At 61.3% G+C, this 12,500-nt stretch carries 11 protein-coding genes; 10 read left to right on the plus strand and 1 reads right to left on the minus strand.

The annotated features are described in order from the left end of the window. Window positions 1-225: 225 nt before the first annotated feature. The 4 genes from AAFN84_RS04000 to AAFN84_RS04015 all read left to right on the plus strand — a co-directional run bounded on the left by AAFN84_RS04000 (window position 226) and on the right by AAFN84_RS04015 (window position 6,452). Window positions 226-1,878, plus strand: a complete 1,653-nt coding sequence (locus AAFN84_RS04000) for an ABC transporter substrate-binding protein (protein ID WP_347513209.1) — start codon at window positions 226-228, stop codon at window positions 1,876-1,878. A 218-nt stretch (window positions 1,879-2,096) separates the two neighbouring features. Beyond that, window positions 2,097-3,134 (plus strand): ABC transporter permease, encoded by a 1,038-nt coding sequence (locus AAFN84_RS04005; RefSeq protein WP_347513210.1) that lies wholly within the window; start codon window positions 2,097-2,099, stop codon window positions 3,132-3,134. A 12-nt stretch (window positions 3,135-3,146) separates the two neighbouring features. Beyond that, window positions 3,147-4,304, plus strand: coding sequence for an ABC transporter permease (locus AAFN84_RS04010; RefSeq protein ID WP_347513211.1), 1,158 nt, complete (start codon window positions 3,147-3,149; stop codon window positions 4,302-4,304). 9 nt (window positions 4,305-4,313) lie between these two features. Further along, on the plus strand, window positions 4,314-6,452 hold the full coding sequence (locus AAFN84_RS04015; RefSeq protein WP_347513212.1) for an ABC transporter ATP-binding protein: 2,139 nt from the start codon (window positions 4,314-4,316) through the stop codon (window positions 6,450-6,452). A gap of 16 nt (window positions 6,453-6,468) precedes the next feature. Here the strand turns inward: AAFN84_RS04015 and AAFN84_RS04020 are convergent, their stop codons facing one another. Then, a complete protein-coding gene (locus AAFN84_RS04020) occupies window positions 6,469-7,059 on the minus strand; it encodes a hypothetical protein (protein WP_347513213.1) in 591 nt (196 codons plus the stop codon). A 194-nt stretch (window positions 7,060-7,253) separates the two neighbouring features. On the opposite strand from AAFN84_RS04020, the gene AAFN84_RS04025 reads away from it, so the two are divergent. The 6 genes from AAFN84_RS04025 (at window position 7,254) to AAFN84_RS04050 (ending at window position 12,498) form a co-directional block, all read left to right on the plus strand. Beyond that, a complete protein-coding gene (locus AAFN84_RS04025; protein WP_347513214.1) occupies window positions 7,254-7,517 on the plus strand; it encodes a type II toxin-antitoxin system VapB family antitoxin in 264 nt (87 codons plus the stop codon). Next, window positions 7,517-7,912, plus strand: a complete 396-nt coding sequence (locus AAFN84_RS04030; RefSeq protein ID WP_347513215.1) for a type II toxin-antitoxin system VapC family toxin — start codon at window positions 7,517-7,519, stop codon at window positions 7,910-7,912. The genes AAFN84_RS04025 and AAFN84_RS04030 overlap by 1 nt, the downstream gene beginning before the upstream one ends. A 438-nt stretch (window positions 7,913-8,350) precedes the next feature. Further along, the gene (locus AAFN84_RS04035) at window positions 8,351-9,718 is read left to right on the plus strand and encodes an NAD(P)-dependent oxidoreductase (protein ID WP_347513216.1); all 1,368 of its coding nucleotides are present in this window, start codon (window positions 8,351-8,353) and stop codon (window positions 9,716-9,718) included. A 2-nt stretch (window positions 9,719-9,720) separates the two neighbouring features. Continuing rightward, window positions 9,721-11,034: an NAD-dependent dihydropyrimidine dehydrogenase subunit PreA gene (gene preA, locus AAFN84_RS04040; protein WP_347513217.1), complete on the plus strand. Its 1,314-nt coding sequence runs from the start codon at window positions 9,721-9,723 to the stop codon at window positions 11,032-11,034. A 181-nt stretch (window positions 11,035-11,215) separates the two neighbouring features. Then, window positions 11,216-12,163: a DMT family transporter gene (locus AAFN84_RS04045; protein ID WP_347513218.1), complete on the plus strand. Its 948-nt coding sequence runs from the start codon at window positions 11,216-11,218 to the stop codon at window positions 12,161-12,163. 92 nt (window positions 12,164-12,255) lie between these two features. After that, window positions 12,256-12,498 carry a hypothetical protein gene (locus tag AAFN84_RS04050; RefSeq protein WP_347513219.1) on the plus strand — a complete coding sequence of 81 codons (243 nt, stop codon included), beginning with the start codon at window positions 12,256-12,258 and terminating at the stop codon, window positions 12,496-12,498. Window positions 12,499-12,500 lie beyond the last annotated feature (2 nt).

The following is a 12,500-nucleotide window of genomic DNA, read 5'->3' on the forward strand; positions in this document are numbered from 1 at the left end:
AGATCTCAGGGACAGGAGTACCGCGGATACTGCATCGCCAAGATGACGGCTGCACCGGAGAATCACCTCCGGATGAAAAAAATGCGGCAACTTTGTCGCAATTACGCCATCTGCCCTTTCGTCAACGTTGCACATTCTCGTACGATGGCTTGAACGGCCGTGACTTTGACATGGCCGGCCAGATGCGGAATGCTAGCGTCAGTGGGTTCAAACGGGAGAACGTCGATGAAGTTTTACAAAAGTAACGGCAACCGCGTTCCGGGGCACATCGAGTCGCTCGCGGAAGACGCGAAGGCCGGGAAGACGAATCGCCGCGAGTTTCTGGCCATGGCCAGCATCTTCGGCGCGTCCACGGCCATGGCGTATGGCATGTCGGGGCTCGCGCTGCCGACGATGGCGGCTGCCCAGGAGCCGAAGAAGGGCGGCGTTCTGCGCGTCTCCATGTTCGTGAAGGCCAACAAGGACCCTCGCACCGCGGACTGGTCCGAGATCGCCAACGCGATGCGCCAGTCTCTCGAGCCTCTGGTCAAGTTCACCAAGGACGGCACGTTCGAAGGCCGCCTGCTGGAGAGCTGGGAAGTCAACGAGGATGCTACGGAGTACCTGTTCAACGTGCGCCAGGGGGTGACGTGGAACAATGGCGACGCCTTCACCGCCGATGATGTCATCTACAATATCGAACGCTGGTGCGACCAGACCGTCGAAGGCAACTCGATGACGCAGCGGCTGTCGTCGCTGATCGATCCGGACACCAAGAAATTGCGTGAAGGTGCGGTGGAACGCGTCGACGACCACACGGTCAAGCTGACACTGGCGGCACCGGACGTCACCATCATCCCCGGCGTATCCGACTATCCGGCGCTGGTCGTGCATCCGAGCTTCGACGAAACCGGAGCCGACTGGGTCGCGAACCCGATCGGAACCGGCCCGTTCGATCTCGTTTCCTACGATGTCGGCAATCGCGTCGTTTACAAGCGCCGCGAGAACGGCACGTGGTGGGGTGGCGAAGCCTATCTCGACGGGATCGAGTTCATCGACTACGGCACGGACCCGTCCGCGGAAGTCAACGCCTTCGAGGCCGGTGAAGTTCACACAAACTACGAGACCACCGCCGACTACGTGATGATCCTCGACGATCTGGGACTGACGAAGTCGGAAGTGCAGACCTCGACGACGCTCACCGTTCGCATGAACGTCGCCAACGAGCCTTATGGCGACCAGAAGGTGCGCAAGGCGATCCAGCTTGCCGTCGACAACAACGTCGCGCTGCAGCTCGGCATCAACGGCGCCGGCACCAAGGCCGACAACTATCACGTCGCGCCGATCCAGCCCGACTGGGCCGAGATCGGAACCCATGAGCGCGACGTGGAACAGGCCAAGGCGATGATCGCCGAAGCCGGGCTCGAGGACTACGAGCACGAGATCATCTCGGTCGACGAGAACTGGCACAAGAACACCTGCGACGCGGTTGCCGCACAGCTTCGCGAGGCCGGTTTCAAGGTCAAGCGCACCGTGCTTCCGGGTTCCACGTTCTGGAACGACTGGACGAAGTATCCGTTCTCGGCAACGAACTGGAACATGCGCCCGCTGGGCATCCAGGTCGTGGTGCTTGCGTACCGCACAGGCGGAAGCTGGAACGAGACAGCCTACTCCAATCCCGATCTCGACGTGCTGATCGACAAGGCACTGACGATCGGCAGTGATGCCGACCGCAAGCCTGTGATGCAGGAGATCGAGCAGATCATCCAGGATTCGGGCATCATCATCCAGCCCTACTGGCGCAACCTCTACAACCACTCGGTTGCCGCGGTGAAGAACCACAGCATGCACCCGATGTTCGAACTCGACCTTCAACAGGTCTGGCTCGACGAAGCGTGAGACTAAGGGCGAGGGCGGAATTTCCGCCCTCGCTTCAACTCCGGGGTCAACCGGAGAGAAAATTGGACCAAGGGGAACACGACAAGCCGGCATAACCGGCTTCGTCAAGGCGAAGGCCGGGTCGTATCCACTGTGAGACGGCCTGCTCATGTGGCTTTCGAATGGCGGGGACCAAGCGGCGCGCCTGTTCTCTCCCAACCTGATCGGCAGGGGGTGACATGCTGAATTTCATAACGCGGCGTCTGGGCACGATGTTGCTTACCATGCTGTGCCTGACGCTCGTCGTCTTCTTCATGATCAATCTCGAGCCGAACCTGCGCAAGCTGTCGATAAGCCAGCTCGACATGCGCTCGTCCGACGCCGACATCGAGCAATGGCTGGTGCGAAACGGCTATCGGGACAATTTCTTCGTCCGCTATGGACGCTGGCTCGGCGTCGTCGAAAAGCAGCCCAACATCAGCCCCACCACCGGCGAGCCGGTGCCGCGGTTCTCGTTCTGCAACGAACCGGCGGAGCCCTATTATGGCGGCATCATCCAGGGCGATTTCGGCTGTTCCACCAAGTTCCGCGTTCCGGTCGCCGAAAAGCTCTTCCCCGCGCTCGGCGCAACTGGCCTGCTGATGTTCTGGGTGATGGTGGTGATGGTCCCGGTGTCGCTGCTGATCGGCGTGCTTGCCGGCATGCGCGAAGGGTCGCGAACCGACCGAAGTCTGTCCATCGCCTCGATCACCACGACGGCCACGCCCGAATACGTATCGGGCGTCATCTTCACGGTGATCTTTGCATCCTGGCTGGGCATCCTCAACGGTTCGGCGGCGAGCGCGACGTCGCAAGGCATCACCTTCTCGAACTTCACGCTTCCCGTGATGACGATGGCAATCTACGGCATCGGCTACATCGCCCGCATGACCCGCGCGTCGATGGTCGAGGTGATGACGCAGCAATACATCCGCACGGCCAGACTCAAGGGCCTCGCCTTCAATGCCGTGGTGATCAAGCATGCGCTGCGCAACGCGCTGATCGCGCCGTTCACCGTCATCATGCTGCAGTTTCCGTGGCTGCTGACCGGCGTGGTCATCGTCGAGGTCATGTTCCGCTACCAGGGCTTCGGCTACACGCTGGTGGAAGCAGCCGGCAACAACGACATCGACCTGCTGCTCGGCTGCTCGCTCGTGTCGGTGTTCGTGGTTCTGTCGACCCAGCTCATTTCAGACGTGGGCTACGCCTACCTCAATCCGCGTATCCGCGTCAGCTAGGGGCAAAGACCGATGCAACATGAATATGTCGGCGCATTCCAGATTGTCCTCGGCGTTCTGTGGCAGTTCTGGCCTGTCTGGATAGCGCTCGCAATCGTGCTCGCCCTGTCGCTTGCCTTCAAGGCGAGGCTTGGCCTGTACGGTCAGCTCTTCGACACCAGCGTCGGCATTGCCGGCGTCATGATCTGCCTGTTCTGGACTTTCACCGCGATCTTCGCGGACATCGTCTCGCCGTTCGATCCGCTGGCGCAACTCTTCGTCATGAAGGATGCTTTGCCAGGGGCGATCGAACCGGAAAGCGGGAACGTGTTCCTGTTCGGCGGCGATCGGCTGGCGCGTGACATCTTCTCGCGGATGGTGTTCGGCAGCCAGATCGTGCTCGTCATCGCACCGGCTGCTACGATGTTCGCGCTGATGGTGGGCACGACGCTGGGCCTTCCGGCAGGCTATTACGGCGGGCGCATCGACTCGTTCCTGTCGTTCCTGGCAAACCTGGTGCTGGCGTTTCCGGTGATCCTGCTGTTCTACCTGCTGGTCACGCCGGGGATCATGGACACCCCCATTCCCTACGCCATGGCGGGCGTCTTCTTCCTTTTTCCGATCATTTTCTTCTGCGCACTTTTCTACACGCGCTACAGGCACCGCACCGGACTGCTGGCGATCCAGATCGGCCTGACCCTGCTGATCGGCGGGTGGATCTATGCCGGTCTGGTCTTCAACGCCGATCCTCTGGGCATCATTTCGATCCGCTCCAACGAGCTCAACATCTTCGTGGCGGTCGTGTTCGCGTCGTCGCCAGGCGTGTTCCGCATCGTTCGCGGGCTCGTGATGGACATCAAAACCCGCGACTACGTCGCCGCAGCCCAGACCCGCGGCGAGAACCCATGGTACATCATGCTGTGGGAAGTCCTGCCCAATGCGCGTGGGCCGCTGATCGTCGATGCATGCCTGCGCATCGGCTACACAACCATCCTGCTCGGCACGCTGGGGTATTTCGGCCTTGGCCTGGCGCCCGAAAGCCCCGACTGGGGCACGGCGATCAAGGAATCGAGCCGCCTGTTGCGTGCTTTCATCCATCCCGCGCTGCCGCCTGTCATCGCGCTGATGTCCTTCGTGCTCGGCCTCAATCTCCTGGCCGACGCCCTTCGCGAACAATCCCTCAAAGACTGAGTCACGATGATGAACGAAGCCGTCAAAGCCACGCACATCGACAAGGACGCCGAGCCGATCATCGAGATCGAGAACCTGTCGATCTCGTTCTTTACCCGCAAGGGTGAAATACCGGCCGTCATGGACTTTTCCTGCGAGGTCAAGCCAGGCGAGGCGATGGGCATCGTCGGCGAGTCCGGTTGCGGGAAATCGACGGTGTCGCTGGGCATCATGCGAGACCTGTCGAATGTCGGGAAGATCGTCGGGGGCCGGATAAAGTTCAAAGGCCGCGACATGGGAGACCTGAGCGAAGAGGAGCTTCGTTCGATCCGCGGCAACGAGATCGCCATGATCTACCAGGAGCCGATGGCGAGCCTCAATCCGGCGATGAAGGTCGGGCGGCAATTGATGGAGGTCCCGCTCCTGCACGACAAGGTTTCGGAGAAGGAAGCTTATAGCCGCGCCTTGGAAATGGTGCGCGCCGTGCGCCTGCCGGACCCCGAGCGCATGATGCGTTCCTACCCGCACCAGCTTTCTGGTGGCCAGCAGCAGCGCATCGTCATTGCCATGGCCCTGCTTTCCAACCCGGCATTGCTGCTCCTCGACGAGCCGACCACCGCGCTGGACGTGACCGTCGAGGCGGGCATCGTCGAGCTGGTGAAGGGGCTTGGCGAGCAGTTCGGCACATCGATGATCTTCGTGTCACACAATCTCGGCCTGATCCTGGAGACCTGCGACCGGATCACGGTGATGTATTCCGGTGAGGCGGTGGAGACGGGGTCGATCAAGGACGTCTTCGATCATATGCGGCATCCCTACACGCAGGGCCTGTTCCGCTCCATCCCGCTGCCGGGCGCGGACAAGAATTCACGTCCGCTCGTGGCGATACCCGGCCAGTTGCCGCTGCCGCATGAGCGACCGAAGGGCTGCAATTTCGGACCCCGCTGCCATCATTTCAAGGCCGGCCTGTGCGACGCCGGTGAAATCCCGATGATCGCGGTGGACGGACATGAGGGTCATTTCAGCCGCTGCGTCCGCTTCAACGAGATCGACTGGTCCGCACTTCCCGAAGGCGCAAACACGAACAAGGAGCCGGTGACGCCCGGCAAGCCGGTGCTGAAGATCCAGGACCTGAAGAAATACTACCACGTGGCGGCGAACGCGGTGTTCGGCGGCGGCGAGACCCGCACCGTCAAGGCCAACGAGCAGATCAGTTTCGAGGCGCGCGAGAGCGAGACGGTCGCGATCGTCGGCGAATCGGGCTGCGGAAAGTCGACGCTTGCCAAGGTCCTGCTCGGTCTCGAAACCGCGACGTCGGGCACCGTCACCCTGGACAACGCCAATATCGAGAGCACCCCTGTGGAAGACCGCGACACCGACACGGTCGCCGGTATCCAGATGGTGTTCCAGAACCCGTTCGATACTTTGAACCCCAGTCATTCGGTCGGGTCGCAGATCATCCGCAGCCTCGAGAAATTCAAGGTTGGCAACACGGTGGAGGAACGCCGCCAGCGCATGTTCGAGCTGCTGGACCTGGTGAAACTTCCGCGCGCTTTTGCCGAACGCATGCCGCGCCAGCTTTCCGGCGGCCAGAAGCAGCGCATCGGCGTCGCGCGCGCCTTTGCCGGCAATGCGAAGGTGGTGGTTGCCGACGAGCCGGTTTCGGCGCTGGACGTCTCCGTGCAGGCGGCGGTGACCGAATTGCTGATGGATATCCAGCGCAAGAACAAGACGACGATGCTGTTCATCAGCCACGACCTGTCGGTCGTTCGCTATATCGCCGACCGAGTCGTCGTCATGTATCTCGGCTACATCGTGGAGCAGGGGACGACGGATCAGATTTTCTCGCCGCCCTACCATCCCTATACCGAGGCGCTTCTATCGGCGATCCCGATCGCGGATACCAGCGTCGTCAAGAAGCACATCGTGCTCGAGGGGGACATTCCCTCCGCGATGAATCCGCCATCCGGGTGCCCGTTCCAGACCCGGTGCCGCTGGAAACAGTTCGTGCCGGGAAACAAGTGCGAGACCGAAGTGCCGCCGCAGCGCGAGCTTGGCGGCGGGCATAAGAGCCTGTGCTGGCTCGACGACGAACAACTGGCATCGATGGAGCCGGTGATCAGCTTCGCTGCGGCGGATGAGGTCACTGCCGATCCGGCAAAGAGCTAGGAATGACCGAACCGACCTAGCCGCAGGATCTCATCTGGGCTGCGTAGCGCTCGGACATGCCGGCGGTCTTCCTGGCGTAGTTCTGGATCGCGGTGTTGTTGCGCCAGCTACCGCGTGCATAGCCGCCGTGCCCCGAATAGTAGGCCAGATAGAGATTGTAGGCGTCGTGCCGTGCAATGCCGAGCGTTTTGGCGGACTTGGCATGGTACCAGCCGACGAAGTCCGCTGCGTCCGAGAAGCTCGTGCGGCGCGCCATGTGGCTGCCGGTCTCGCGCTGGTACTGGAGCCATGTGCCATCCAGGGCCTGTGAGTATCCGTACGCCGTCGAAATCCGCTTGCCGGGAATGAAGCCGAGGATTTTCCTGCGGGGCGGGCGGGCGCGGCTGTCGAAACCGGACTCCATGCGGATCGTCGCCATGATGACATGGGCGGGAATCCCGTAGCGTTGCGAGGCGTGGCCGACGTCGCGGCGCCAGCCTCCGGTCCAGCCGGACTTCTGGCTGAAGACGGCGCAGACATCATTGATGCGGTCTGGCTTGCTCGCGCAGGCCGAGACGGCGAGGAGCAGCAGGATACACGACGAACGCAGGATACTCGAAATACGCATGCTGCAACCGTAGCGCGTTCCGGTAAACTAAAGCTTTCGGCGAATTTTAACGAATTCAGTCGGTGAAGGCCTGATCGTGCATTTGTGCTCACGCACCGGAAAAGGAATTATTTCCTTGCGGAGACTCTTTGTACAAAGTATAATTTTGCCATGTACAAAGCGTCATGTGGTCTACAATCATAAGGTGTGTACATATGGCAATACATGTTCAGGATGAGGAAGCCGATTGGCTCTTGCGCGAGTTCGCTCGCAGGCGAGGCCTCGGCCTTACCGCCGCGCTGAAGATCGCGGTACGTGAGGCCAGCAGGCAGGAAGACGATCGCGTCGCAACGTTCATGGCCCGTATCCAACCGGTAATAGACCGCTCTCGTGCCAGGCAGGTCGCGAAGGGAGCGACAACTGTGTCGCAGCGAGACGACAAGGCGTTCATGGACGAGATGTGGGGGGAGGAAAAATAATGTACGTTGATTCCTCCGCTATCGTTGCGATAGTCGCAGCCGAGGACGACGGCGCGGAACTCGCAGCGTCCCTGGGCAGGAGTGGCGATCGTGTCACTTCCGTCGTGACGCAGTTCGAGGCGGCAATTTCGCTCGGCCGACTTCATGACGACTATGAATTCGGCGTTTCACAAGTCGCCGAATTCGTCGACAAGGCCGAGATAAAGGTGCTCGACATTCCTGCCGACATCTTCGGCGATGTCGCTCAGGCATATCGCCGTTATGGGCGTGGGACAGGGCATCGGGCAAAGCTGAATTTTGGCGACTGCTTCTCCTATGCGTTCGCTAAGCGTCTGAACATGCCGCTCTTATTCAAGGGCGATGATTTCTCGCGCACGGATATCGAGTTGGGTTAGAGTCCAATGCAACTTGGATCAATCACGCGTTGACGTGGGAATTATCTCTCGAGAAGTGAAGATCTGTACATAGTATTATTGCCAATGTTACATGATTTTCTGTTCGAAGAGGCAAGATATGTTGCTTTCATATGTGCTGTTCATCCGACTCCATCTAAGAAGATCGCCGGCTCCCCGCCGGCGTGGTGTTCCAATCTCTGCTCGCGGGAATTCCGGCGGTGGACCACGCAGTCGTCGCCGTGATTCCTCCCGTCGACGAGCTAAGGGGACGTGGAAGTGGCCAATTGCGCGGATGGCTCGCTACCTGTGTTGCCTGACAGGTCGCAAAACATGAGTACTATTCTCATGTAAAACAACAACTTCAGCTCAAATTTGACCGATTGATAAAAATTCTCTTCGTGGTAGCATTTCCCGAAAAGGCGATTATGGGGACCCACGATGGCTGAGGGCCAGTACAAGCAGGGTGTCGCGGGCGGGCGCCTCGCACCTCCGCAATATGCCGAGAATTTCTCCGACCTGCATCCGCCGCTCGACCGTCACGAGGCACTGGTCGAGGCCGATCGCTGCTATTTCTGCTACGATGCACCCTGCATGCAGGCGTGCCCGACGTCGATCGACATCCCGCTGTTCATTCGGCAGATTTCGACGGACAATCCTCTCGGCGCAGCCAAGACGATCTTCGAGCAGAACATTCTCGGTGGCATGTGCGCGCGGGTCTGCCCGACCGAAACACTGTGCGAGGAAGTCTGCGTTCGCGAAACGGCAGAAGGAAAGCCGGTGCAGATCGGCCAGTTGCAACGCTACGCCACCGACGAGGCGATGGCGCGGGGCAAGCAGTTCTATACCCGTGCGGCGGCGTCAGGCAGGAAAGTTGCAGTCGTGGGGGCGGGGCCGGCAGGGCTTGCCTGCGCGCATCGGCTCGCCATGCACGGTCATGAGGTGACCGTCGTCGAAGCGCGGCCGAAAGCGGGCGGTCTCAACGAGTATGGCATCGCGGCCTACAAGGCGACCGACGATTTCGCACAGGCTGAGGTCGACTACATCACCGCGATCGGCGGCATCGCCATCGTCAACGACAAGGTGCTGGGACGCGACTTTGCGCTGTCGGAGCTTGCGGCCAGTTACGACGCCGTGTTTCTGGGAGCCGGCCTTGCGGGCGTCAACGCACTGCGCGCCGAGGGGGAAGAAGCGCCAGGCGTCGAGAATGCCGTCGACTTCATCGCCACGCTGCGGCAGTCGCAGGATCTTTCCGCGCTGGAAATAGGCCGCAGGATCGTCGTGATCGGCGGCGGAATGACCGCGATCGACGCCGCCATCCAGTCAAAGCTGCTGGGTGCCGAAGAGGTAACGATCTGCTACCGGCGCGGCAAGGAGCAGATGAACGCCTCTGAATTCGAGCAGGAACTGGCCGCCGCCAAGGGCGTCACGATCCGGCATTGGCTGCAGCCGAAACGGGTGCTGACGGAGGGCGGGCAGGTCGCCGGCCTCGAAGTGGAATATACCGCGCTGCGCGACGGAAGGCTGGTCGGAACCGGCGAGACGATCCGCATCGACGCCGACCAAGTGTTCAAGGCCATCGGCCAGTCGTTCGACGGCTCGCCGCTCAACGGCAGCGGCAATTCGATTGTCATGGAGGGCGGGCGCATCAAGGTCGATGGCGAGGGCCGCACCTCGCTTGCGGGGGTGTGGGCAGGCGGAGATTGCGTCGATGACGGGCGTGAAGACCTAACCGTGTCTGCGGTTGCGGCCGGGCGGGACGCTGCGGAAAGCATCCACCGCACACTCACCTCGAACGGGAGGGCATGAGCATGGCAGACATCCGCGGCAATTTCGTCGGCATCAAGTCCCCCAATCCGTTCTGGCTGGCATCGGCGCCGCCGACGGACAAGGCCTATAACGTCGTGCGCGCCTTCAAGGCAGGCTGGGGCGGTGTCGTCTGGAAGACGCTCGGCGAAGAGGGACCTCCGGTCGTCAACGTCAACGGGCCGCGTTATGGCGCGGTCTGGGGGGCAGACCGTCGGCTTTTGGGGCTGAACAACATCGAACTAATCACCGATCGCGACCTGCAGACGAACCTGCGCGAGATGAAGCAGGTGAAGCGCGACTGGCCCGACCGGGCGCTGGTGGCCTCGATCATGGTGCCGTGCGAGGAAAACGCGTGGAAGTCGATCCTGCCACTGGTCGAGGAGACCGGGGCTGACGGCATCGAGCTGAATTTCGGCTGCCCGCACGGCATGAGCGAGCGCGGCATGGGCGCCGCTGTCGGCCAGGTGCCTGAATATGTCGAGATGGTCGTGCGCTGGTGCAAGCAATATACCCGCATGCCCGTCATCACCAAACTGACGCCGAATGTCACGGATGTGCGCAAACCGGCGCGTGCGGCCCATGCGGGCGGGACCGACGCGGTGTCGTTGATCAACACGATCAACTCCATTACCTCGGTCAATCTGGACAGCTTCGCGCCAGAACCGTCGATCGACGGCAAGGGCACGCATGGCGGCTATTGCGGACCGGCGGTGAAGCCGATCGCGATGAACATGGTTGCCGAGATCGCGCGCGACCCCGAGACCCGTGGCCTGCCGATTTCCGGCATCGGCGGCATCACGACATGGCGCGACGCGGCCGAGTTCATGGCGCTGGGCGCGGGCAACGTGCAGGTCTGCACGGCCGCCATGACCTATGGCTTCAAGATCGTCCAGGAGATGATCGAGGGCCTCAAGGACTGGATGGACGAGAAGGGTCACGTCAATCTCGACGACATCATCGGGCGGGCGACCCCGAACGTCACCGACTGGCAATATCTGAACCTCAACTACATTGCCAAGGCGCGCATCGACCAGGATGCCTGCATCAAGTGCGGTCGCTGCCACATCGCCTGCGAAGACACCTCGCACCAGGCAATTACCAGCATCGTTGACGGCGTCCGCCACTTCGAGGTGATGGAAGACGAATGCGTCGGCTGCAATCTGTGCGTCAATGTCTGCCCGGTAGAGGGATGCATCACGATGGAGCCTCTCGCCGCCGGTACTCTCGACCAGCGCACCGGGAAGATCGTCGAGCCTGTATACGCAAACTGGACGACCCACCCAAACAACCCGATGGCCCGCGAGGCTGCGGAATAGTTCCTCCCAGCGGAGCGGAGTTGCCCACGTTGCGTATCGGGCAGCTCCGCTCCGGCTTTTTTCGTCCTCCACCCGATAAGAAACATGCATCGGCATTTCCGTCTGGCCCACTGGACCGGTGGTTTGCTCTTTCCTGTTTCCGCGACCTCGGCTAGGTCCTGTATACAGGGAGGACCACGATGTGAGTCAGCAAGCCGAACCCGCGATCGCAATGCGTCGCAACCTGGCATCATCTGCAACTGGCCGACAGAAGCTTCTGGGCCATCTGGCGATGATCCTGTTTACGGCGCTGGTCTCAGGTTCGTATTCGTTCGGCGCACTCGCGGCACCACATGTCGAACCAGGCGCGATCAACGCCATGCGGTTCGCGTTCGGTATCGGGGTGATGGCGGCGGCCGTGGCGATCCTGACCAAGGGGAATTTTCCCGCGCCGCGCGCGCCATGGCGCTACCTGCTGCTTGGCGGGCTCATGGCGGTCTTCTTCATCACCATGTTCATGGCACTGCGGCTCACCGATCCGGTCTCGACGGGCGCGGTCTTCACCTTGATGCCGCTGATGTCGGCCGTCCTCGGCTATTTCCTGCTGGGACAGGTGCCTCGGCCGATCGTGATCGCAAGCCTGATCTTCGCCGCACTCGGATCGGTCTGGGTGATCTTCGGCGGCGACGTGAACGCCATCCTTTCGTTCGATATGGGACGCGGCGAGATGATCTTCTTCATCGGCGTCGTCTGTCACGCGCTCTACTCGCCGCTCGTCAAGAAGCTGAATGACGAGCGCGAACCGTTGGCGGCCTTCACTTTATGGACGATGACGGGAACCGGGCTGTGCATCGCCATTTACGGCTTCAACGACGTGCTTGAAACCGACTGGCTCGCACTGCCGGCCGTCGTGTGGATCGCGATCGGCTATCTCGCCATCTTCACGAGCGCCGGCACCACCTTCCTCGTCCAGTATGGAGCTATGCGACTGCCGGCGGCGAAGGTGATGGCCTACACCTATCTGTCACCCTGCTTCATCATCATCTACGAGGCACTGCTAGGGCATGGGTTGCCCAGCCCGGCGGTGGCGGCAGGGGTGCTCGTCATCGTGCTGGGACTGGTGGTCATGGCGATGTCGCGGGACGGCTGACGCCTTCCAGCGGCCTCGTGTAAACCAATCGTTAACGCAAATCGGCAAGCTTCGCGCAAGGTTGGGTTGTTCCAGCACCTGCGAGAAGCTGAATGATCGTTATCAAGGCCACAGGCAAGACCGACGTCAAAGCCCTGCGCCGTCTGGCGACCGACCTGTCCGCCGACGAGGTCGATATCGCACCGCAGCAGTTGCAGCCCGCGATGCCGCGCAAAGGCGGAAAACCGACCGTGAGCACGCTGTCGGGCGTCGTGGTGTCTTACCAGACCCTGGAAGCGCTGCTGGAACTGCAGCCGGTCGATGTCGAGCCGAGCGGCGAATACGAGCTGCCGTAACC

Origin of the sequence: Mesorhizobium sp. CAU 1741 (genome assembly GCF_039839275.1) — a bacterium.
In the GTDB taxonomy this organism is placed as follows: domain Bacteria; phylum Pseudomonadota; class Alphaproteobacteria; order Rhizobiales; family Rhizobiaceae; genus Aerobium.

Coding starts and splice junctions, on each gene's coding strand:
- AAFN84_RS04025 (WP_347513214.1), top strand. CDS start 7,254: ATGGCAATACATGTTCAGGATGAGGAAGCCGATTGGCTCTTGCGCGAG.
- AAFN84_RS04010 (WP_347513211.1), top strand. CDS start 3,147: ATGCAACATGAATATGTCGGCGCATTCCAGATTGTCCTCGGCGTTCTG.
- AAFN84_RS04020 (WP_347513213.1), bottom strand. CDS start 7,059: ATGCGTATTTCGAGTATCCTGCGTTCGTCGTGTATCCTGCTGCTCCTC.
- AAFN84_RS04015 (WP_347513212.1), top strand. CDS start 4,314: ATGAACGAAGCCGTCAAAGCCACGCACATCGACAAGGACGCCGAGCCG.
- AAFN84_RS04005 (WP_347513210.1), top strand. CDS start 2,097: ATGCTGAATTTCATAACGCGGCGTCTGGGCACGATGTTGCTTACCATG.
- preA (WP_347513217.1), top strand. CDS start 9,721: ATGGCAGACATCCGCGGCAATTTCGTCGGCATCAAGTCCCCCAATCCG.
- AAFN84_RS04000 (WP_347513209.1), top strand. CDS start 226: ATGAAGTTTTACAAAAGTAACGGCAACCGCGTTCCGGGGCACATCGAG.
- AAFN84_RS04030 (WP_347513215.1), top strand. CDS start 7,517: ATGTACGTTGATTCCTCCGCTATCGTTGCGATAGTCGCAGCCGAGGAC.
- AAFN84_RS04035 (WP_347513216.1), top strand. CDS start 8,351: ATGGCTGAGGGCCAGTACAAGCAGGGTGTCGCGGGCGGGCGCCTCGCA.
- AAFN84_RS04050 (WP_347513219.1), top strand. CDS start 12,256: ATGATCGTTATCAAGGCCACAGGCAAGACCGACGTCAAAGCCCTGCGC.